Below are 21,569 nucleotides of genomic sequence, written 5' to 3' on the forward strand. Positions count from 1 at the left end.
CTTCTGGTGCGGGTCAGGCACCGACCTCGAAGGACGCGTACTCCTCGATGCCGAGATCGGTCAGGACGGCCCGGAGTCGTTCCGTCGCCGCTCCGGGGGCGACGCCGGCCTCGATCTCCAGGTCGAGATGGCAGCGGCCCATCCCGCTGCCCGCGCCTGTGATCTCGCCGTCGGGGCCGAACGCGGCCTCCAGTGCTTCCTCGACCTCGTCGCGGTCGATCGGCAGGCCCGTGAAGACGATTTCGATGAACATTCCGGTCTCCGCTCCGAGACGCTAGCGGCGCGTCGGTCGCAAGGCGGCTATTAGAGAGCCGAGTTGGCGTGGCCCGGTGGCGAGGATCGTTTCCGGGGCGTCGCTTTCGCGGAGGAGGATCGTTCCGGTGGGGGTGGTGGCCACGTAGACGCAATCTGAGCCGTCCGGGCTGAACGAGGACTTCTGCCAGGTGTACGGGGTTATGGCGGGCACCGCTCACAGGCTCCGGATGATGTCGTTGACGAGGTCGCGTGTGGCTGCGGGCTTGAGAGCGACGGTTTCCATGCGGTCGAGGATAGTTCGGTACTTCGTCAACTGAGCTTGTGCGTCAAGGAAGTCGCAGCCGTGGTGAGTGTCGAGCTGCACGGTGTCGAGGTGGGGGTCGGTGCCGTGCACGTAGTTGATCGACTGCCCGTTTCCGGGGAAGCCGCCGCAGGTGAAGGGGATCACTCGGAGCGTGATGTGGTCCTCTTCGCTCAGCGTGAGCAGATGGGACAACTGGTCGCGGGCGGTGGCCGGTCCGCCGTATTGGATGTGCAGAGCCGCCTCGTGGAGCAGCGCGGTGTACGGCGGGGGACTGGTGCGGTGCAGGACGGTCTGGCGCTTGATGCGGTGGGAGAGCCGGTGCTCGATCTCGTAGGCGCGGAACGCGGGAACGGCCTCCCGCAGCATGGCCCGGGTGTGGTCCGGAGTCTGCAACAGGGCCGGAATGTGGATGGCCAGGGAGACTCTCAACTCTGAGGCGTGGTGCTCAAGTTCGGCTAGGTCGACGAGGTCGGGAGGCAGGTGGTCCCGGTACTCGTCCCACCATCCCCGGGTGCGCCGTCCCGTCATCGCCGTAAGGGCGTCGAGCAGCGATTCGTCCACGCACTCGTAGGTGCGTGCGATGGCGCGTACGCGGTCGGCGCTCACTGGATAGCGGCCGGCTTCGATCATGCTGAGTCGCGCCTGCTGCAAGCCCAGGCTGCCTGCCGCGTCGGTCGACGTGAGTCCGGCGTGTTCGCGGAGCTTGCGCACTTCGATGCCGAGACGTCGTTGCCGCAGGGTTGGGGTGTTGGTGGGCGGCACTGCCGTTCCCTTCGTCGGACGACGGATCGGCTGCGGTACCTCACATGAGTGAATCCGCCGGGATTATCACGTTGAAGGTAGCAGGGCTATCACTTTTGGCCCTACGGTCGTGGTCTCGGAGCCGCTCAACTGGTCCCTCCGGTAAGCCGGAAGCGCACCGCGTCACCCCCGTACACCCACGTGCCTGCGTGTACGTACCCCCGCGACATGCCACCGCCCGGCCGGACCGGTAGAGCGAACCAAGTACCCCCACCGCAGGAGGCGTTCATGGTTACCGTATCCCCGCAGAAGTCCGATGCGTCCCCATCTTGGACGTACGCCCTGCAGTTGCCGCACGATCCGCTCGCGCCGCGGGTCGCCCGGGTCACCCTCAGGGCCGTGCTGAACGGCCATGGAATGGCCCGCATCGCCGACACGGCGGAGTTGCTGGCCTCGGAGCTCGTCACGAACGCCTACCGGCACTCCGCCGGGCCCGCGATGCTTCGGCTCCGCGCTCTGGGGAGTGGCCGTCTTCGCGTCAGCGTCTGGGATGCCGACCCCCGCATCCCGCCCCCGTTCGACAGGCGGCACGGCGCGCTGCATCCCGTGCCGGCCGAGGCGGACGGCGGGCGGGGGCTGTTCCTCGTATGCCATTACGCGGACGCGTGGGGCGGATACCCGCTCGGCGACGACCTGTTCGGCAGGAGCGGGAAGTTGCTGTGGTGCGAGGTGGGGCCGCCGTGGGCGGCGGCCCCGGAGTCTGTCAGTGCGTGACCGGCAGGGCCCCGGCGAACACGTGGTCGTCGGTGCGGGTCTGGCGAAAGGTGGGTGATCACCTCACACAAGGCGAACTCAAGTTCGAGTCATGGGAAAGTCAAGATCGTTCATCACCGGGTCAAGCCGGCACCTGTATGCGCTGTTTGACCCGTGTGTTCCCACACGCTCTCCTCACCTCGGCGGAAACCGCTGCCAATCCGCCCCCTACCATCCGCTCCATGCCGACCGACGCACCCCTCCCACCCCCGGACTTCGAGCTCGCCTCCGCCTTCCCCGAAGCCGGATGGCTACGGCAGGTCGCCGCCGCGCGGGACTGGGCGGCGATCCGGCAGTACGTCGACGGGCTGCCGCACGGCACCGACCGGGCGTTCCTCGTCCGCGTGGTCGCCGAAGTGCCCGGTGTCGAGCACTTCCTGCGGGAAGTCGTCGCCGCCGCCCCCGACGACGTACTCGCCCTGACGATTCTCGGGAGCCGCGAGATCGAGATCGGCTGGTCGATCCGGACGGCCGCGCGGGCCAAGGACGTCAGCCGGGAGCAGTTCCGCCAGATGCACGAACACCTGCGGCAGGCCGAACAGTTGCTGATCCGGGCGACCGCCCTCGACCCGACCCACGACGCGGCCTGGGCCGCGCGCCTGAACACGGCCAGGGGACTGCAACTCGGGCAGAACGAGGCACGGCGTCGATACGACCGGCTGGCCGGTCACCACCCGAACCACTTCACGGGACAGGCCCGGCTGCTCCAGCAGCTGTGCCCGAAGTGGAGCGGGAGCTGGGAGGCGGCGCACGGGTTCGCCCGCGAGTGTCTGCGCGGAGCGCCCGAAGGAGCGTTGAGCGGGGGGCTGGTGGCCGAGGCGCATCTGGAGCACTGGCTCGATCTGTCCTCCACCGGGAACGCGCGAACCGAGTACCTGCGGCAGGCCAACGTCCACCCCGAACTCGTCGAGGCCGCCGAACGGTCCGTCCTGCACCCGCACCACCGGCCCACGTACGGCTGGGTCACCGTCCAGGGCAACTTCGCCGCGCTCTTCTCGCTGATCGGGGACACCGCCCGCGCCGCCGCGCACTTCCGCGCGCTCGGCAATCTGGCCTCCAAGTACCCGTGGAGCTATCTCGGCGAACCCGCGGACGCATACGTACGACACCGCGCCGCGGCCCTCGGAACAGCCGGAAGAACGGGAAGAGGCGGACGATGAGCCAGGCCATCCATCACACCGAGATCGCCGGCATACCGACCCTCTTCGCGTACGCCACCGGGCCCATGCGGGCCGGACTCGTCTTCCGCGTCGGTGTCGCCGACGAGACGCTCGCCGGCGCCGGGATCACGCACCTGGTCGAGCATCTGGCCCTGTACCGCCAGGGTCTGGCCGACTACCACTTCAACGGGGCGACCAAGGCCGCGTTCACCCACTTCCATGTGGAGGGCGCGGAGCACGAGGTCGTCGCGTACCTCGACGGTCTGTGCACCTCCCTCCTAGATCTGCCCATGGAGCGGCTGGAGACCGAGAAGGAGATCCTGCGCACCGAGGAGGCACGGCGCGAGGTGGGACAGCTCCCGCTGTGGCGGTACGGGGCCCAGGGGTACGGGCTGACCAGCTATCCCGAGTGGGGCGTACGGCAGTTGCGGCCGGACGACGTACGGCGCTGGGCGGGGACCTGGTTCACGCGGGACAACGCCGTGCTGTGGGTCGCGGGGGAACGGCTGCCCGCCGGACTCTCGCTGAAGCTGCCCGGTGGCGAGCGCCGCCCGATGCCCGCGGTCACCTCAGCCCTGCCCACCGATCCCGCCTACTTCTCCGACGGCCAGGGTGGTGTCCTGCTCGACGCCGTCGTCGCCGACACCACCGCCGCCCGGATGTACGCGGGCGTCCTGGAGCGCGAACTCTCCCGCTCGCTCCGCCAGGAGGGCGGCTACTCGTACACGGCGGCCACTGACTACACCTCCCGCCGGGACGGATTCGCGACCGTCACCGCCTTCGCGGACGCCCTGCCCGCCAAGCAGGACGCGGCGCTCGGCGGCTTCGTCGACGTCCTCGCGGGGCTCCAGGTCGGCCGGATCACGCAGGCCGACCTGGACGCCGTACGCGGCCGCAGCGACGCCACACTGACCGCGCCCGACGCGGCCGTACGACGACTGCCCGGCGCGGCGGAGGACCTGCTCGCCCACCGGCCGCCGCGCGCGCTCGACGAACTGCGGGCCGAGCTGTGGGCGGTGACACCGGAGCAGGTGCACGCGGTCGCGCTGGAGGCCGCCGGGACGGCACTGCTCCAGGTGCCCTCGGGGCACAGCGCCGACTGGGCCGGGTACACGGCTGCCCCGACCAATTCGTCGTACGCCGTCACGGGCAAGCGGTTCGAGGCCGTACGCAAGGACAGGACGGCCCTGATCGTCGGGGGCGAGGGGGTCAGCCTGACGGCGGGGGGCGAGGCGGCCACCGTGCTCTACCGCGACTGCGCCGCGCTGCTGACCTGGCCGGACGGCGGGCGTCGGCTCATCGGCACCGACGGGCTGTGCGTGGAGGTGGAACCGGGGGCTTACGGGATCGGCGCGCACACCATGGCGACGATCGACGCGGCGGTGCCTCCGGGCACGGTGGTGCGGTTGCCGCCCCGGCAGCGGCGGCCCGAACGCGCCGCCCCGGGGGGTGAGGGCGGGGAGGGGCAGGGGCGGGACTCCGGCGGCGCCGCTCAGCGGCGGGCGACTACGCGGCGTACCGGAGGGCAGACGGCGATCCTCGTCATCTTCGGGACCCTCGCCGGGCTCTGGTGCCTCCTGGCCCTGATGTACACCGTCTTCGGCTTCTCCGATCCGGAGACCAGTCTCGGAGGATGGGCCGCGCTCACCGTTTTCCTCTGGTGCGTCGGCGGACTGCTGGCCTATCCGGCCATCAGGATCCAGCGCGGGACCCGGCGGGGCTGATCCTCGCGGCCCGGCGAGGCTGAACGTCGGGCCGCCCGGCGAGGCTGAACGTCGGGCCGCCCGGCGGGGACGGAGTCCGCGGCACCCGGCGGCGACGAACCGCCCGGTGCCTCGGTCCCGACGTGCTGCCGAGTGTCAGCGCAGATAGGGGTTGCCGGCCCCTTGGGTCGGCCAGGGGGCAGGCACCGCGCCGGTCATGGCGTTCCGCGGAGTGGGTTTGTCGAACAGCGGGCCTGTCAGCAGCCACACGGCCACGGCCAGGGTGGAGAGGGCGACCAGGCCCAAGGCCGTATTTCCCTTGTCCGCCGGGATGTTCGCCAACGACAGTGACCCCGCCTCGTACAGCGCGAACGAGGCGAAGGCGCCCCAGTCGGACCCTCGCCCCCGGCGGATGGCCACGTACAGGAAAGGTACCCACACCAGCAGGCCGCACGACCCGACCGCCAGAACCGACCACGCCAGTCGCTGGAACCAGCTGGCTTCCAAGCGCTTGTCCATCACACCCCCGAAGACCCTGTGCCCCCCGAGAAGACTCCCGGGCTCCCGAGAAACCACTCGGGGGCGTCATGCTCCCATCCGATGGGTCACGCGTGCGCGTGTTCGCCCTTCAGGGACGTCACGATCCGGTCGGCCAGCTTCTTCGCCGTGGCCGCGCCGTTGTCCTTTCCGTCGTTGGACATCACTGTGACGACGTCGGTTCCGGAGCGTGCGGCGATGAGGGTCGAGCCGTTCTCCCAGGCGCTGTTGGTCAGCGTGATCGTGTACGCGGCGTCGCCGAGACCGGAGGTGTCGGCGCCCGCGACCTTCACCTTGGTGTGGGTGTCCGAGTCGGTGTAGGTCGCGCAGCCGGCGACGACCTTCTTCAGGTCCGCCAGTACGGTCGCCGCAGTCGTACCGCGGTAGGTGTCGACCTCCTGCGCGATGTCCTCGGACGTGTTCTTGCTGACGTAGTCGTTCTGGGCGAAGGAGACGCCCGAGTCGCCGGTGACCGCTATCCAGGCGGTGCCGCCGAGAAGGGTGCAGTCGCGCTTCGCCGCGGGGGAGGAGCTCGGCGCGGTGTAGGTGGTGCCGGAGTCCCGTGCGCCGCTGGGGTCGACCGCGAAACCGGTGGCGAAGAAGGAGGCGGGCGCCAGCGCCTTCTTGAGCTGCGCGCCCGTCAGCAGACCGGCGTTGGGGTCCTTGGGCTTTTCCGCCGTGGCGGACGGGGACGAGGTGCCGGTCGCGGAGGAGCAGGCGGTCAGGGCCAGCGGGAGCACGGCGGCGGCGAGCAGCGCCTTGGCGGCACGGGAGGGATGACGCATCGGGATCTGTCCTTCGAAGGTGAGGTCGGAACGGGCCGAGTGCCCGTCGAGCAGGGCTTTCGGTTGCGGGACTCTGAACGCACACAGGCCGGGCAGAGTCGAAGTGGTGCGGTGCGGTGCGATGTACTGCGGCGCGTATGGCGGGCGGGGTGGTGTGACGGGAGGCGTGTACGGCGGCCGGTCAGCGAGTCTTCTTCGGGTCCCCGCAGCCGGACGTGTCGAAGTAGGTGTCCTTGGCGCGTTCCCGGGAGCCGGTGTCGCCGGTGGTGCGACAGGTGCCTGGCTCGGTGTCCGGGCCGACCCGGAAGTCACCGTCCCCCGCGAACGCGGCCTATTTCCTTTCGGCCGCATCGGCCGAGCCGGTGTGCTGCCGGGCACCGGGATGCGGAGTCGTGGATACCGAGCCCTTGTCGGCGCCGCCGCCTGTGCGGCCAAGTCCGCGGCTGTGGCCGCCGACATTCGCCGAGACGACACCTATGACGACGAGGCCCACAGTGGCACTCAGCGCGGCCCTGCCCTTCATGCCCACGACTGTCCCCTTCCCCGGCGGACGCCTCCATGGCAGCCGCTCGTTCGCTGGGTCAATAAGACCAGAGCCTGTGAATCGAGTCAACACGATTCACTCAGTCTCTCGCGTGCACAGTGTGAACGGGTAGATCTTGCCTATGTCGGTATGCTCGACACCACACAGGGACGAGTCGGGACGAGAGGAGCGGAGCGAGTGCAGGACAACGCGACCGAGGTGACCGCAGCCGGAATCGCACGGCTGGCCGGCGTCGGCCGCGCGGCCGTGAGTAACTGGCGCCGTCGCCACGCCGACTTCCCCAAGCCCGTCGGCGGTACGGAGACCAGCCCGTCGTTCGCGCTCGCCGAGGTCGAGGCCTGGCTGCGTCACCAGGGCAAACTCGCCGAAGTGCCTTTGCGGGAACGCGTGTGGCAGCAACTCGCCGGCCACCCCGAGGGCCCGGCCGCCGCACTCGCCCACGCCGGCTGCGTGCTGCTGCTCATCCATGACCGGCCGACGGTCTGGCTGGAGGTGAGCGCCGGTTCCGACGAGCGCCTTGCCGCGCTGCTGCCTGCCGCGCTGGAGCAGGTGACCGTCCCCCGGTTCGGCTGGGTGCAAGCCGAACGTGGTGTTCACGCCGGGATGGGCGTGGAGCCGCCGTCGACTGTGAATCGACCGGGAGCTGTGAACACTCCAGAAGTCGCTTCAGGAGGATCGGCAGCCCCGCACGCCCCAGCCACCCCCACCACCCCGGCCGCCCTCGCTGTGCCCACCGGCCCCCAGCTGCTCCCCTCCACCCCTCTCCTGCGCGGCGCGGCCGAGCTCGCCGCCGAGCTGGGCGCCCGCCAGGCCTTCGAGTTCCTGCTCGGACGGCACCTCGACGCCAACCCGCGCCAGTTCACGACCACCCCCACCGAGCTCGCCCGCCTCATGGCCGACCTCGCCGGCCCCGCCCGCACCGTCCTCGATCCGGCCTGTGGCACCGGCGCCCTGCTGCGCGCTCTCGACGCCCGCCCCGGCCAGGAGCTCCACGCCCAGGACAGCGCCCCCGAACTCGCCGTGCTCACCGCTCTCCGGCTCGCCCTGCACGGGTGGGCCACCGTGCGAGCGGCCGTCGGCGACAGCCTGCGCGCCGACGCGTTTCCGTGGCTGCGCGCCGACACGGTCCTGTGCCACCCCCCGTTCAACGAACGCAACTGGGGACATGACGAACTGGCCTACGACCCCCGCTGGGAGTACGGCTTCCCGGCCCGCGCCGAGTCCGAGCTGGCCTGGGTGCAGCACGCGCTGGCCCGGCTGCGGGACGGCGGCACCGCCGTCCTGCTCATGCCGCCCGCCACCGCTTCCCGCCGTTCCGGGCGCCGTATCCGCGCCGACCTGCTGCGCCGCGGCGCGCTGCGGGCCGTCGTCGCCCTGCCGGTCGGCGCGGCACCCCCGTACAACATCCCCCTGCACCTGTGGGTGCTGCGCCGGCCCGAGAAGGCGCCCGGCCAGCCCGAGGTGCTGCTCGCCGACGCCGGGCAGTTCGCCGGCGAGGGGCGCGGCGGTCCCGACTGGCAGGCCGTCAGAGACATCGTGCTCGACGCCTGGTGGGCCCACGACCGGGACGGCACCCTCCCGGAGCGGCCCGGTCTGGCGCGTTCCGTTCCCGTCATCGAACTCCTCGACGACGACGTCGACCTCGCCCCGGCCCGCCATCTCCCGCCCCCGGCGGCGGCCGACGGCGCCGAGCAGCTCGCGGCCGTGCGCGAGTGCCTCGCCGAGACGCTGCGCCTGACCACCGATCTCACCCCGTCCCCCGCCACGACGGCGCGGCCCGCCCGCTGGCCGCTCACCACCGTCGGCGAACTCGCCCGCGGGAGCGCCCTGGTGATGCGTACGGGCGGAAACGGCGGTCACGCGCGTGCGGCCGTCCTCACCGACCACGACGTGCTCGCCGGCACCGGTCCCTCGGGGACGCTGCCCGAGACCGACGAGGAAGCCGTGCTGACGGAGGCGGGCGACGTGGTCGTGCCGGTGCTCGGCGGCGGCTCGGTGGTCCGCGTGGTCGACGGCACGACAGCGGGCGCCGTCCTGGGGCGCAACCTCGTGCTCCTGCACCCCGATCCCGCGGCGCTCGACCCGTGGTTCCTCGCCGGGTTCCTGCGGGGCACCGCCAACAACCGCCAGGCCAGCAGTTACGCGTCCACCGCCACCCGGCTCGACGTGCGCCGTCTGCAACTGCCCCGCCTCCCGCTGGACGAACAGCGGCGCTACGGCACCCGGTTCCGCGCGCTCGACGAGTTCGAGCGGGCGCTCCGGCACGCGGGCCGGCTGGGGGACCAGTTCGTACGCGGCATGTACGACGGGCTGACGGACGGGACGGTGCCCCCGGGCTGAGGCCCCGCGCGCTCCGCCCGCGCCCCGGGCCGCCGCGGGCCCGCCACCGGATGTCACCTGCGGCGCCGTACGAGGTGATCAGCACGACAACGGTTCCGTACAACCCGGGACCGGTCGTCCGTGTCGGCCTATACGCTCGAACTCCCAAATCGAACCCAGGCCCGGGAGCAGTCATGTACGGCCACGACGGGGCGCCACCCACCCGCAGCGCGGGAACCGTCATCACCTTGCGCGTGCTGTTCGCCGTCGCCGGGGTCCTGTCGTGCGGTCTGCTCGCCTGCGTTCCGCTGTTCCGGGTCGCGCTCCAGCGCGGGCGATGGTTCGACTGGACGGCGGCCTGGGTGTCGCTGCCGGTGACCATCGGCGCGCTCGTGATCGTCGGCACGGTGCCGGAGAGCGACACCAGAGGCGATGTCGCGCTGGCCGTGGCGCTGACCATCGGCGCCGGCAGCGTCGCGTACTACCTGGTCAACGACATCCGTTTCCACAACGCGGGGCAGCGGTTCACGGGCTACGCGCCACCTCATGTGCAGACCGCCCGCGAGCCGTACGGCTATCCGCAGCCCGCGCCGCCCGCCCCTCCGTACCCGGGCACTCCCGTATCGCAGCCGCAGCCGCAGCCGCAGCCGCCCGTACCGCAGCCGTACCTGCCGAACACGCCGATGCCCCAGCCCTCGATGCCCCAGCCCCCGTCGCGGCGAGCCACACCCGCCCGTATCGACCAGGTGCGCGCCGAGCTCGACGAACTCAGCGACTATCTGCGCAAGCACGAGGACCAGCGGGACGGCGAACACGAGGGCGGACGGTGACCGCGGCGGCCGGACGCGTCGTCGCCGGCCGGTACGAACTGGCCACGCTCATCGGGCAGGGAGGCATGGGCCAGGTCTGGACGGCCTACGACCAACGGCTCGACCGGCGCGTCGCGGTGAAGCTGCTGCGCCCCGACAAGGTCGTCGGCCAGGAGGCCGACGAACTGCGCCGCCGCTTCGCGCGCGAGTGCCGGGTGACCGCCCAGGTCGACCACCCCGGCCTGGTCACCGTGCACGACGCGGGCAGCGAGGGCGAGGAACTGTTCCTCGTCATGCAGTACGTCGACGGCGCCGACCTCTCCGATCACCTCGCCGAACACGACCCCTACCCGTGGCAGTGGGCGGTCGCGGTCGCCACGCAACTGTGCGCCGTATTGAGCGCCGTGCACGCCGTGCCGATCGTCCACCGTGACCTCAAGCCGCGCAACGTGATGGTGAAGCAGGACGGCACGGTGACCGTCCTCGACCTCGGCGTCGCCTCCGTCATGGACACCGACACCACCCGCCTCACGCGCACCGGCTCCCCCATCGGCTCGCCCGCCTACATGGCGCCCGAGCAGGTGATGGGCGGCGCAGTCGGCCCGTACACCGACCTGTACGCGCTCGGTGTGCTGATACACGAACTCCTCAGCGGCGACGTGCCGTTCACGGGCTCGACGGCGCTCGGGGTGTTGCACCGGCACTTGTACGAGCCGCCGCCGCCCGTACGCCGGCTGCGCCCCGAGGTCCCGGAGGCGCTGGAGAGCCTGGTTCTGCGCCTGCTCGCGAAGGACCCGCAGCACCGGCCCGCCTCCGCGCAGGAGGTGTACGAGCATCTGGCGCCGCTCCTGCCCGGGCGCGGAACCCCCACCGGGGCCCCACTCGACCCCACGCGCCCCTTCCTGCGCCCACACGCCCCCTGGCCGGACCGGGCGCGCACGCCTGCACCCCGGCCCGCCCCCGTCGTGCGGGACGCCGACAAGCCCGATGTGGCCGGCGCCGTCGACGAGGTGAAGCGCCTTCTGGGCGAGGGCCGCATCACCCAGGCCGTCGACCTCCTCGGCGCGATCCTGCCCACCGCCGCACAGCGGCACGGCGAGCACTCCCCGGTCGTACGCACCCTGCGCAAGCAGTACGCGGCCACGCTCATGGACGACGGCCAGTACCGGCGCGCGCTGCCCGAACTGCGCCGCCTTGCCGACGAACGCGCCGCCGAGGCCGGCTGGGCCGACCCCCAGTCCCTGCGCTATCGCTACGAATCCGCCCAATGCCTGGAGCAGTTGGGCGAACCGGCGGCGGCGCTCACCGAGTACCGCACGCTGCTGCCGTACTACGAGAACCAGTACGCGGTCGGCGACCCGGAACTCGCCTTCGACGTCCGCCGCCGCATCGGGCACCTGCTGCTGGCGCTGGGTGACCACGGCGCCGCCCGCGACACACTGGCCCGGCTGCTGCACGACGTGGAGCGGCTGCACGGTCCCGGACACCCGCTCGCGGCAGAGATCCGGGGGGCATTGCAATGGCTGGGGCAGGTGCGTGGCTAGACTTTGCCCTGCCCTGGGATGATCTTGTGACTTTCCAGGGGCTTTCTTTCCCGAACGGGCATGCGCATCCAGTTATATTGCGCCTATTTCGTGCCGTGCGCGCCTCCCAGTGCGCCGCGTGCGCTGTCATCGCGCAACCGGCCGGTACCACCGGAACAACCAGGAGTAGGTTCACATGTCCGACCATCGTCAGTCGAGGAAGCGCAGGTACATCACGTGGGGGGTGGCCGGGGCCGCCGTCGTCGCCGGCGCCGGTATCGCCGCGCAGGCCTCCATGGCAACCACGACCTGGCCCGCGCAGAAGACCTACACGGGCCGCGCCTTCGACACCTGCACAGCGCCCTCGCTGGCTGCCATGAAGGCATGGAACACCGGTTTCTACGGCGCGGCCGCTGTCTACGTCGGCGGTAAGAACCGCGGGTGCAACCAGCCCAACCTGACCCCGTCCTGGGTGAAGTCGGTCAGCGCGCTGGGCTGGAAGCTCATACCGCTGTACGTCGGCGCCCAGCCGTCCTGCCAGACCGGCAGCAGCCCCGAGAAGCTCACCGCCTCGACCGCCGCGTCCATGGGCGCGACCGACGGCGCGGACGCGGTCGCCAAGGCCGCCGCCCTCGGCATGAAGGCCGGCAGCCCGGTCTACCTCGACATGGAGTCGTACGACGTCACCGACAAGGCGTGCAACGACGCCGTGCTGACGTACGTGCGTGCCTTCGACAAGGCCCTGCACGCCAAGACGTACCGCACCGGGTACTACGGCTTCACCAGCTCCAGCGCCAAGGCCGTCGCGACCGCGACCGACAAGACGGACCTGCCGGGCAACCTCTGGTACGCGCTGTGGGACAAGACGAACACCACGACCACCGACTGGCCGTTCGGTGCCACCCAGTACCCCGGCCACAGCCGCGCCCACCAGTACATGGTCAACAGCAAGGAGGTCCGCGGCGGTTACACGATCACCGTGGACCGCGACGCCTGGGACGCGCCGGTCGCCATCACCGGCTGACGAACGGGACCCTCGCACGGGCGGACAGCGGCGGTTCTGATCGACCGGTGGGGTCACTCGTAAGAGCGGACCGGGGGCCTTCCGCGAGGCGGGGAAGGCGCGACGGTGCCTGAAGTCGTGGTGAATCGTTGGTCGAATGGCTGGCCGAGAGGCTGACCACTGCCTACCATCGATCACCGCAAGACTTTGTGCACCGTCGCACAATCTCCTCGGGAGGCTTCCTTGCACCGCCGCCGTCGCTCCGCGCTCGTCCTCTCCGCCGCGATCGTCGCCGCGGCCCCTCTGCTCACCGGCTGTGGCAGCGACGCCCATCCGGGCGCGGCGGCCGTCGTCGACGGCCGCCGGATCACCGTCGCGCAGCTTGAGGGCCGGGTGAACGAGGTGCGCGCGGCACAGCGGGCCGCCAGCAAGGACGAGGCCCAGTACGAACAGGTCGTCGCCAACAGCGGCACCCTCACCCGCGACACCCTGCACGGCATGGTCCTGGACCAGGTGCTGGACCGGGCGGCCAAGAACGCCGGTGTGGCCGTCACCCGCAAGGACTCCCAGCAGATGCGGTCGGCCCTCGAACAGCAGGCGGGCGGCTCGAAGGCGCTGGAGACGGCCTGGCTGTCGAACTACGGCGTGGCGCCCAAGCGCCTCGACGACAGCCTGCGCACCGAGATCGAGGCCCGGAAACTCGCCGCCGCACTCGGTGTCGACATGAACACCACCGACGGCAAGGCCACCTTCTGGAAGGCGATGTCCACCGCCTCCAAGCAGCTCCACGTCGACCTGAACCCGCGCTACGGCGCCTGGGACGTCCAGAAGAGCAGCCGCGTCGACGCGAAGACGCCGTGGCTGCGGGACGTCTCGTCGGTGGGGACCCAGCAGCCCGCGTAACCGACTCCGGACCCTCTCCGGGCCCTTCGGGGCTCGGCGGTTGTCCCCAGGCCTGTGGACAACCGCAGGGGCTGTCGGCGGTGTGGGTTACGTTCGAGGGGTGAACGCAACCAGCAGCTTCGGCGACGACGAGCGGATCGCTGCCGACACGACCGCCGTCGGCCCCGACCCCGGCCGTATCGTCCTGCTCACCACCAGCCACCGGGTCGCGCCCGGTCTGTTGTCCTGGCCGGCCTGGCAGGCGCTGCACGGCGCCGACCGGGTGCTGTGCGCGGACCCCGCGCACCCGCAGGTGCCGTATCTGCGCGAAGCCGGCGTCAGAGTCGACGAGGAGTCCCCGACCGCGCAGGAGCTGGTCGACGCGTGCGTCGGCGGACGCTCGCTGGTCGTCGTCGCCGGTGGGGAGGGCGAGCCCCGCCTCACCGACGGTCTGGCCCGGCTGGCGGGCTCCGGCCGCATACGGATGCCGGACCTGGAGCTGCTCCCCGCCTCGTACGACCTGCCGGGCGCCCGCCTGCTCGACCTCGTCCAGGTGATGGACCGCATCCGCGGCGAGTGCCCCTGGTCGTCCCAGCAGACACACAAGGGCCTGGCGAAGTACGGCATCGAGGAGGCGTACGAACTCGTCGAGGCCATCGAGGAAGGCGACCGGGACGAGCTGCGCGAAGAGCTCGGCGACGTCCTGCTCCAGGTCGTGTTCCACTCCCGGATCGCCGAGGACGACGTGGATGCCCCCTTCTCGATCGACGACGTGGCCGGTGGCATCGTCGCCAAGCTGATCCACCGGCACCCCCATGTCTTCGGCGACGAGACGGCCACGACGCCCGAGGAGGTCAAGGCGCACTGGCTGCGTACCAAGGCCGAGGAGAAGCGGCGTACCTCCGTCACCGAGGGCGTCCCGCTCGGCCAGCCGGGCCTGGCCCTGTCGGCCAAGCTGTCGTCCCGGGTGCGTGCGGCGGGACTTGAGGTCCCGCTGCCCGCGGGGGAGGGCGTGGGGTACGAACTGCTGGCGATGGCCGTCCGCGCCGAGGCCGAGGGCGTGGACCCGGAGGCGGCGCTGCGGGCGGCGGCGCGGGCGTACCGGGACGCGATCCGCGGGGCGGAGGGCTTCGTGGAGACGGACACCGAGGACGACCGCGAGGACGGCCACGGGGACGATCACGGGGACGTGAAAGGTGAGAGGCAATAAAGGGATAGGGGAGGCGGAGGCTTGAGGGGGCCCGCGTCACGCCCCCGGGGCGCGGCCTGCCGGGTTGTGCCAGGTCGGTGGGGGGCGGTCGAGCAGCCACTCCGCCGCGCCCACCGGGCGGGGACGGCTCTCTCCGGTCGGCGGCAGCGGATCGTGGAAGACGCGGTCGGCCGGTGTGCCGAGGGAGGGCAGGGTCTCGCCGACCTCCTCGACGAGATCGGGCGGACCGGCGACATAGACGTCGTGCCGGGTCCAGCCGGCCCGGTTGCCCAGCGCGGTGAGCAGTCGTTCGGTGGCCTGGGCCTTGGGGCGGCCGGGCGCGGGGGTGATGTAGGTGACGCCGAGATGGGGGAGCCTGGCCCGCAGGCGTTCGACGGCGGGCTGGTCGTAGAGGTACGCGATGTCGCGGGCGACGAGGAACAGGCGGGCCTCGTGGGCGGGGTCGAGCTGTTCCAGCAGGGCCTTCACCGGAGCCCAGCCCGTACCGGCCGCGATGAGGGTGAGGGGCCGGTCGGCCGGCGTCCGCAGGGTGAGGCCGCCGCCGGGTGCGCCCAGCCGCAGTACGTCGCCCACGCGGGTCTGCCGGACGAGGGCGGTGGAGAGCGCGCCGTCCTCGACGCGGCTGATGTGCAGGTCGACGGTGCGGTCGGCGCGGGGTGCGTTGGCGAGGGAGTAAGGACGCCAGACGCACGGCAGATGGGGCACGCTGACGCTGACGTACTGACCGGGGGAGTAGGTGAGCCGTTGCCGGGGCCGCAGGGTGAGGACGGCGAGGTCGTCGCCGTGCCGGGTGCGGGAGACGACCTCCGCGTCCCACCAGGGGGGTTCGCCGTGGTGCTGGGCCTCCCCGGCGCCCTGGAGCATGAGCTGGGCGATCGACCCGTACGCCTCGGCCCAGGCCTTCTCGGCCTCGGCACTCCAGGCCGAGCCCGCGACCACCGCGAACGCGGCGATCAGACTCGCCCCCACGGCCGTGTAGTGCTCCGGCTGGGTCAGATACTTCCGGTGGTCGCGCCCGAGATCCCGTAGATACCGTGGCAGGTCCGGATCCTCCAGCCCGTCCATGACGAACGTGAGCGCCGCGAAGAGCCGGTCCCGCTGCCGCTCCATGTCCTGCGGGAGGTCCGCCGGGAACAGCGCGCGGAGCTCCGGGTTGTGGCGGAAGAGGTGCGAGTAGAAGTACTTGACCGCGAACTCGGCCCGTCTTTCCACGACCGCGAAGCTGGATCTGAGTATTTCGGGGTCCACTGCGTGAATGTAGGGAGGTGTCGAGAGGCCGAGTCAAACAGCCGGCCATGTCAGGACAGCCTGGGGCGAATCGGGTGGGGACGACCTCCGTCTCCACCGTGCACCGTGCACCCGAGCTGCCGCCCGAACACCGCCCCAGCCGCCGCCCGAACGCCGCGTCCAGCGTTGCCCGAACTGCCCCCGAGCTGCCGCCCGAACGCCGCGTCCAGCGTTGCCCGAACTGCCCCCGAGCTGCCGCCCGAACGCCCCGCCCCCAGCGCCTCCCGAGCTGCCCCCGAGTGCCTCCCGAGCTGCCCCCGAGCTGCGGCCCGAAGGCCCGCCTCTAGCGCCGCCCCGAACGCCGCCTCCAGTGCCGCCCCGAGCGCCGCCTTCGGCGTCGTCCGGTCGGCCCGATCGCCGGTCGGGCCGGGAGTCCCCACCTCCTGCGGATACGGTCGAGGAGTGACCGAGCACGAAGCCTCCGCCAGCGCCGCCCCCGAACTCTTCACCTGGGAGTTCGCCACCGATCCCTACCCGGCCTACGCCTGGCTCAGGGAGCACGCTCCCGTGCACCGCACGCGGCTGCCCAGCGGGGTGGAGGCCTGGCTCGTCACGCGGTACGCCGACGCCAAGCAGACGCTCGCCGACCAGCGGCTGTCCAAGAATCCCGCGCATCACGACGAGCCCGCGCACGCGAAGGGCAGGACCGGGATTCCCGGGGAGCGCAAGGCCGAGCTGATGACGCATCTGCTGAACATCGATCCGCCGGACCACACCCGGCTGCGGCGGCTCGTCAGCAAGGCCTTCACACCCCGGCGCGTAGCCGAATTCGCGCCCCGGGTGCAGGAGTTGACGGATCAGCTCATCGGGGAGTTCGCGGCCAGGGGCTCGGCGGACCTCATTCACGAGTTCGCCTTCCCGCTCCCCATCTACGCCATCTGCGACCTGCTCGGCGTCCCGCGCGAGGACCAGGACGACTTCCGGGACTGGGCGGGGATGATGATCCGGCACGGCGGCGGGCCCAGGGGCGGGGTCGCCCGGTCCGTCAAGAAGATGCGCGGGTATCTCGCCGAGCTCATCCACCGCAAGCGCGAGGCGTTGACAGAGGAGCCCGCACCCGGCGAGGACCTCATCTCCGGGCTCATCCGCGCCTCCGACCACGGCGAGCACCTCACCGAGAACGAGGCCGCAGCCATGGCCTTCATCCTGCTCTTCGCCGGGTTCGAGACCACGGTCAATCTCATCGGGAACGGGATGCACGCGCTCCTCACCCACCCCGAGCAGCGGGCGCGCCTGCAGGCCTCCCTCGCGGCCGGGGAGAGCGGGCTGCTCGAAACGGGTGTCGAGGAACTCCTGCGCTACGACGGGCCCGTGGAACTGGCCACCTGGCGGTTCGCGACCGAGGACGTGCGGATCGGCGGGCAGGACATCGCGGCCGGCGACCCCGTGCTCGTGGTCCTCGCCGCCGCGGACCGAGACCCCGAGCGGTTCGAGCAGCCGGACACCCTCGATCTCGCACGACGTGACCTTCAGCACTTGGGCTACGGCCACGGCATCCACTACTGCCTGGGCGCTCCGCTCGCCCGACTGGAGGGGCAGACCGCGCTCGGCACGCTCCTCAACCGCCTGCCCGACCTCCAACTCGCAGGAGAATCAGCCGATTTGCGCTGGCGTGGAGGACTCATTATGCGTGGATTGCGCACGCTTCCTGTTGAGTTCACCCCGGTCAAATAGTCCTTGATCGGTTCATCGGCGACCCTTCGGAACCCCGTCCGGGGAGTTCTTCCGAATACCGGAAAAGGCACCCTTCCGGCTACCGGAACGTGACGATCCATCAAATCTGTGATCTTCACGTGATCTGTACTGCATCGACTTGTGACAAGTGATCGAGTCCGGCTACGTTCACCCATCAACGCAGCGGCTCCGCTTCTTGCTTCGCCGGAGCCGCGGTGTTCCCCCGCTGTCACGCGAAAGGCTTCCGCATGCTCTCCGGGAACGGCCGTCACCGTCGCCCTCGTCAAGCCCCGGCCCTCATCGTCGCCGCGGGAGTGACCGGATCGGCCATCGTCATCCCGTTGCTCGCCGCGTCGGGTGCGAGCGCGGCCGACGGGACCACCTGGGACCGGGTGGCGCAGTGCGAGAGCGGTGGCGCGTGGAGCGCCGACCAGGGCAACGGGTACTACGGCGGGCTCCAGCTCGACCAGGAGGACTGGGAGGCGTACGGCGGTCTCGAGTACGCCCCGAGCGCCGACCAGGCCAGCCGCTCGCAGCAGATAGCCGTCGCCGAGAAGCTGCTCGACGACCAGGGCCTCGCGGCCTGGCCGACCTGTGGACCGCTCTCCGGGCTCAGCAAGGGCTCGGCCGGGGTCCAGGTCGACACGGGCGTGGCCGACGGCTCGTCGAGTGCCGGGAGTGACGAGGGTTCATACAGCTCCTCCGGTTTGTCTACTTCGCCCAGCTCGTCCCCTTTGTCTGGCCTGACTGGTTCAACCGATTCGGGTGACTCCTCGAGCGCGACCGGCGGTGCCGCGAAGTCCGACGCCTCGCCGAGCCCCAGCGCCTCGGCTCGGGCGACCGACAAGAGTGACGAGTCCGGCAAGTCGAGACAGAAGGGCGCCTCTTCGAGCGCCTCCGACGCCGCGAGCGCCGGCACCGGGCGGCATCGTGGCGGAGACGCCGCGGAGAACGCGAAGGGCAGCCCCGCTGACAGCGCCACGGGGCGGCATGCCTCGAGCGCCCCGAGCGACACCGCTGACAACTCGTACGTCGCGGACTTCGGTACGAATCTCTGGAACGTTTCCGACGTCCTCGGCCTCGAGGGTGGATCGGGCGACCTGTCCGCCTCGTACGGCGCGGCGGCCGACGACGGTCCCGGGCTCATCGTCCCCGGTCGAAGCATTGCGGACACTGCCGAAACGGTGCAGAACTAGCGGGAGTTCACGTCACGGTTCGCTGTGGAATGTCCGGTTTGGTGCAACTGAGAGATGGGTCTCAGAAGCCCTGATCGTCTTTGATATTCCGCCGATCGACTGCTTACGGTCGTGACCGCTCGCCACAGCGGGCCCCGACGGTCACAACGCCGAATCCTGCCAGCGGCCGTACGGGAACAGTCGTCGCGTCATGCGCCGTAGGCAGGAGCGGGGGACCCAAGGTAAGCGCCGCGTCCGGGAGTTGAGAGACACCCGGGAACGGCTTGGGGTTAAGTCGCGTGCCGGACGTCCTGGAGACAGGGCGGAAGGCCCGCGGCCGGGCAACTCAACCGGCCCGAACCCGACAGCTCACCTCGCAGGCGTCGGTGAGGGGATCACTCCATGCTGTTTTCCAGCAAGGGCAAGCACCGCCGCCCGAACAAGGCCACCCGCGTCGCCGCACTCGCCGGTGTCACCGGTGTCGCCATCGCCGCTCCGCTGATGGCCGCCGGCAACGCCTCCGCCGCCACCGCGTCCGAGTGGGACGCCGTCGCCCAGTGCGAGGCCGGCGGCAACTGGTCGATCAACACCGGCAACGGCTACTACGGCGGTCTGCAGTTCTCGTCCTCGACCTGGGCCGCGTACGGCGGCACCGCGTACGCCTCGACCGCCGACCAGGCCTCGAAGTCGCAGCAGATCACCATCGGTGAGAAGGTCCTCGCCGCCCAGGGCAAGGGTGCCTGGCCGACCTGTGGCACCGGCCTGTCGAGCGCCGCGTACGGCGGTGGCGCCTCGGCCCCGTCGACCTCCTCCGGCTCCTCCTCGTCGAGCGGCTCGCAGAGCGCCCCCGCCACCCGTACGACGGAGCAGCCCGCCTCGCGTTCCGCGGAGCGCCCCGCCGCCCAGAAGACCGTCACCACCCCGACCGGCAAGAAGGTCAAGAAGGGTGACGGCGAGTACAAGGTCGTCAAGGGTGACACCCTCAGCTCGATCGCTGAGAAGAAGCACGTCAAGGGCGGTTGGCAGAAGCTGTTCAAGCTGAACAAGGACATCGTCGCCGACGCCGACTTCATCTACCCGGGTCAGCAGCTGCACCTCGGCTGAGCGCGGCCGCACGCCGGCCCGACGGGGTCGCCTTCGGCGGAGGGCGACCGTGGTCCCGGCCGTGCGCAGCATCGCCCCAGCTGAACAGCAGTTCCCTCGCAGGCCAGGCCTTCGTGCCGAAGGCCTGGTGAGGGCCCCCGTCCCCACGGGCTCCCCGCTCCGGTGCTTGTTCCCCCGCATGCACCGGAGCGGGGTTTTTCATTTCTTTTTTTGTTCCGTTCAGGAACAATATGTACTCTCACTTCTGCTCAAGGGGTGGTCGATCGGCTGGCCGATCCCCCTGAGCCGGATAGGCTCATCCCGCGGGGCTGCCAAGCCCCGCATACCCGCGTCACATCCCAGAAGGAGATGCTCGTGCCGTCCATCGACGTCGTCGTAGCCCGGGAAATCCTGGACTCCCGAGGCAACCCCACGGTCGAGGTCGAGGTCGGCCTCGACGACGGCAGCACGGGTCGTGCCGCCGTTCCGTCCGGCGCCTCCACCGGAGCGTTCGAGGCCATCGAGCTTCGCGACGGCGACCCCAACCGCTACCAGGGCAAGGGTGTCGAGAAGGCCGTCCTCGCCGTCATCGAGCAGATCGGCCCGGAGCTCGTCGGTTACGACGCCACCGAGCAGCGCCTGATCGACCAGGCGATGTTCGACCTGGACGCCACCGACAACAAGGGCTCGCTCGGCGCCAACGCCATCCTCGGCGTCTCGCTCGCCGTCGCGCACGCCGCTTCCGAGGCGTCCGACCTGCCGCTCTTCCGCTACCTGGGCGGCCCGAACGCGCACCTGCTGCCCGTTCCGATGATGAACATCCTGAACGGCGGGTCGCACGCCGACTCGAACGTGGACATCCAGGAGTTCATGATCGCCCCGATCGGCGCGGAGTCCTTCTCCGAGGCTCTGCGCTGGGGCACCGAGGTCTACCACACCCTCAAGTCCGTCCTGAAGTCCAAGGGCCTGTCCACCGGCCTCGGCGACGAGGGCGGCTTCGCCCCGAACCTGGACTCCAACCGCGCCGCGCTCGACCTCATCCTCGAGGCCATCAAGCAGGCCGGTTACGTCCCCGGCGAGCAGGTCGCGCTCGCGCTCGACGTCGCCGCGTCCGAGTTCTACAAGGACGGCAAGTACGAGTTCGAGGGCAAGTCCCGCTCGGCCGCCGAGATGACCGAGTACTACGAGGAGCTCGTGGCGGCCTACCCGCTCGTCTCCATCGAGGACCCGCTCTTCGAGGACGACTGGGCCGGCTGGAAGGTCCTCACCGACCGCCTCGGCGACAAGGTCCAGATCGTCGGCGACGACCTGTTCGTCACCAACCCGGAGCGCCTGGCCCGCGGCATCGAGGAGGGCACCGCCAACGCCCTGCTCGTCAAGGTCAACCAGATCGGTTCGCTGACCGAGACCCTGGACGCCGTCGAGCTCGCCCAGCGCAGCGGCTACAAGTGCATGATGTCCCACCGCTCCGGCGAGACCGAGGACGTCACCATCGCCGACCTGGCCGTCGCCACCAACTGCGGCCAGATCAAGACCGGCGCCCCGGCCCGCTCCGAGCGCGTCGCCAAGTACAACCAGCTGCTGCGCATCGAGGAGATCCTCGACGACGCCGCTGTGTACGCCGGCCGCTCCGCGTTCCCCCGCTTCAAGGACTGACCCCGCAAGGCTCAGGAAGCGTCGTCCGTACGTCCCCGCACTCGGTCCCGTACCGTGTGCGGGGACGTACGCGCGTGACGGGCCCGTACGACGGGCCAGTACTGGC

General features: G+C 70.9%; 20 protein-coding genes and 1 riboswitch. Of the genes, 13 read left to right on the top strand and 7 right to left on the bottom strand.

Annotated elements, in window-relative coordinates:
* Positions 1–13: 13 nt before the first annotated feature.
* Genes ACFYR3_RS17655 through ACFYR3_RS17665 form a run of 3 tightly spaced genes read right to left on the bottom strand, consistent with a single transcriptional unit; the run spans position 14 to position 1,321 of the window.
* On the bottom strand, positions 14–253 hold the full coding sequence (locus ACFYR3_RS17655) for a hypothetical protein (RefSeq protein WP_355845977.1): 240 nt from the start codon (positions 251–253) through the stop codon (positions 14–16).
* Positions 254–274: 21 nt separating this feature from the next.
* Positions 275–466, bottom strand: coding sequence for a DUF397 domain-containing protein (locus tag ACFYR3_RS17660; RefSeq protein ID WP_356783186.1), 192 nt, complete (start codon positions 464–466; stop codon positions 275–277).
* A 3-nt stretch (positions 467–469) separates the two neighbouring features.
* The gene (locus ACFYR3_RS17665) at positions 470–1,321 is read right to left on the bottom strand and encodes a helix-turn-helix domain-containing protein (RefSeq protein ID WP_389283720.1); all 852 of its coding nucleotides are present in this window, start codon (positions 1,319–1,321) and stop codon (positions 470–472) included.
* 267 nt (positions 1,322–1,588) lie between these two features.
* Here ACFYR3_RS17665 and ACFYR3_RS17670 point away from each other — a divergent pair, with 267 nt between their 5' ends.
* The 3 genes from ACFYR3_RS17670 to ACFYR3_RS17680 all read left to right on the top strand — a co-directional run bounded on the left by ACFYR3_RS17670 (position 1,589) and on the right by ACFYR3_RS17680 (position 4,997).
* The gene (locus tag ACFYR3_RS17670) at positions 1,589–2,074 is read left to right on the top strand and encodes an ATP-binding protein (protein ID WP_389283722.1); all 486 of its coding nucleotides are present in this window, start codon (positions 1,589–1,591) and stop codon (positions 2,072–2,074) included.
* A gap of 221 nt (positions 2,075–2,295) precedes the next feature.
* Complete coding sequence (locus tag ACFYR3_RS17675) at positions 2,296–3,273, top strand: hypothetical protein (RefSeq protein WP_355845988.1); 978 nt, start codon at positions 2,296–2,298, stop codon at positions 3,271–3,273.
* Positions 3,270–4,997, top strand: a complete 1,728-nt coding sequence (locus ACFYR3_RS17680) for an insulinase family protein (RefSeq protein WP_389283724.1) — start codon at positions 3,270–3,272, stop codon at positions 4,995–4,997. The genes ACFYR3_RS17675 and ACFYR3_RS17680 overlap by 4 nt, the downstream gene beginning before the upstream one ends.
* Before the next feature lie 135 nt (positions 4,998–5,132).
* Here the strand turns inward: ACFYR3_RS17680 and ACFYR3_RS17685 are convergent, their stop codons facing one another.
* From ACFYR3_RS17685 to ACFYR3_RS17695, 3 genes are all read right to left on the bottom strand, one after another.
* Positions 5,133–5,495: a hypothetical protein gene (locus tag ACFYR3_RS17685; protein WP_356783191.1), complete on the bottom strand. Its 363-nt coding sequence runs from the start codon at positions 5,493–5,495 to the stop codon at positions 5,133–5,135.
* Between the two features lie 86 nt (positions 5,496–5,581).
* Positions 5,582–6,298, bottom strand: coding sequence for a hypothetical protein (locus tag ACFYR3_RS17690; protein ID WP_389283726.1), 717 nt, complete (start codon positions 6,296–6,298; stop codon positions 5,582–5,584).
* Positions 6,299–6,629: 331 nt separating this feature from the next.
* Positions 6,630–6,821 (bottom strand): hypothetical protein, encoded by a 192-nt coding sequence (locus ACFYR3_RS17695; protein WP_355846000.1) that lies wholly within the window; start codon positions 6,819–6,821, stop codon positions 6,630–6,632.
* Positions 6,822–7,019: 198 nt separating this feature from the next.
* Here ACFYR3_RS17695 and ACFYR3_RS17700 point away from each other — a divergent pair, with 198 nt between their 5' ends.
* The 6 genes from ACFYR3_RS17700 to ACFYR3_RS17725 all read left to right on the top strand — a co-directional run bounded on the left by ACFYR3_RS17700 (position 7,020) and on the right by ACFYR3_RS17725 (position 14,588).
* The gene (locus ACFYR3_RS17700) at positions 7,020–9,182 is read left to right on the top strand and encodes an N-6 DNA methylase (RefSeq protein WP_389283728.1); all 2,163 of its coding nucleotides are present in this window, start codon (positions 7,020–7,022) and stop codon (positions 9,180–9,182) included.
* Between the two features lie 173 nt (positions 9,183–9,355).
* Positions 9,356–9,991 (top strand): hypothetical protein, encoded by a 636-nt coding sequence (locus tag ACFYR3_RS17705; protein ID WP_389283730.1) that lies wholly within the window; start codon positions 9,356–9,358, stop codon positions 9,989–9,991.
* Positions 9,992–10,029: 38 nt separating this feature from the next.
* Positions 10,030–11,514: a serine/threonine-protein kinase gene (locus ACFYR3_RS17710; RefSeq protein ID WP_355846116.1), complete on the top strand. Its 1,485-nt coding sequence runs from the start codon at positions 10,030–10,032 to the stop codon at positions 11,512–11,514.
* 175 nt (positions 11,515–11,689) lie between these two features.
* Positions 11,690–12,517, top strand: coding sequence for a glycoside hydrolase domain-containing protein (locus tag ACFYR3_RS17715; RefSeq protein ID WP_355846009.1), 828 nt, complete (start codon positions 11,690–11,692; stop codon positions 12,515–12,517).
* Between the two features lie 222 nt (positions 12,518–12,739).
* Positions 12,740–13,399: a SurA N-terminal domain-containing protein gene (locus ACFYR3_RS17720; RefSeq protein ID WP_355846011.1), complete on the top strand. Its 660-nt coding sequence runs from the start codon at positions 12,740–12,742 to the stop codon at positions 13,397–13,399.
* Between the two features lie 136 nt (positions 13,400–13,535).
* Entirely contained in the window at positions 13,536–14,588 is a 1,053-nt protein-coding gene (locus tag ACFYR3_RS17725; protein ID WP_389283811.1) for a nucleoside triphosphate pyrophosphohydrolase, read from the top strand.
* A gap of 36 nt (positions 14,589–14,624) precedes the next feature.
* Here the strand turns inward: ACFYR3_RS17725 and ACFYR3_RS17730 are convergent, their stop codons facing one another.
* Positions 14,625–15,836: a globin domain-containing protein gene (locus ACFYR3_RS17730; protein ID WP_355846014.1), complete on the bottom strand. Its 1,212-nt coding sequence runs from the start codon at positions 15,834–15,836 to the stop codon at positions 14,625–14,627.
* Between the two features lie 441 nt (positions 15,837–16,277).
* Between ACFYR3_RS17730 and ACFYR3_RS17735 the strand changes: the two genes are divergently transcribed.
* The 4 genes from ACFYR3_RS17735 (at position 16,278) to eno (ending at position 21,463) form a co-directional block, all read left to right on the top strand.
* The gene (locus ACFYR3_RS17735) at positions 16,278–17,549 is read left to right on the top strand and encodes a cytochrome P450 (protein ID WP_355846017.1); all 1,272 of its coding nucleotides are present in this window, start codon (positions 16,278–16,280) and stop codon (positions 17,547–17,549) included.
* 314 nt (positions 17,550–17,863) lie between these two features.
* Positions 17,864–18,745 carry a transglycosylase family protein gene (locus ACFYR3_RS17740; protein ID WP_389283734.1) on the top strand — a complete coding sequence of 294 codons (882 nt, stop codon included), beginning with the start codon at positions 17,864–17,866 and terminating at the stop codon, positions 18,743–18,745.
* 183 nt (positions 18,746–18,928) lie between these two features.
* A riboswitch (cyclic di-AMP (ydaO/yuaA leader) is annotated at positions 18,929–19,122 on the top strand.
* Between the two features lie 4 nt (positions 19,123–19,126).
* On the top strand, positions 19,127–19,828 hold the full coding sequence (locus ACFYR3_RS17745; RefSeq protein ID WP_389283736.1) for a transglycosylase family protein: 702 nt from the start codon (positions 19,127–19,129) through the stop codon (positions 19,826–19,828).
* A 348-nt stretch (positions 19,829–20,176) separates the two neighbouring features.
* Positions 20,177–21,463 carry a phosphopyruvate hydratase gene (eno, locus tag ACFYR3_RS17750; RefSeq protein ID WP_261703999.1) on the top strand — a complete coding sequence of 429 codons (1,287 nt, stop codon included), beginning with the start codon at positions 20,177–20,179 and terminating at the stop codon, positions 21,461–21,463.
* Positions 21,464–21,569: the final 106 nt, after the last annotated feature.

This window comes from Streptomyces sp. NPDC005784, assembly GCF_042871525.1.
Classification (GTDB): Bacteria; Actinomycetota; Actinomycetes; order Streptomycetales; family Streptomycetaceae; genus Streptomyces.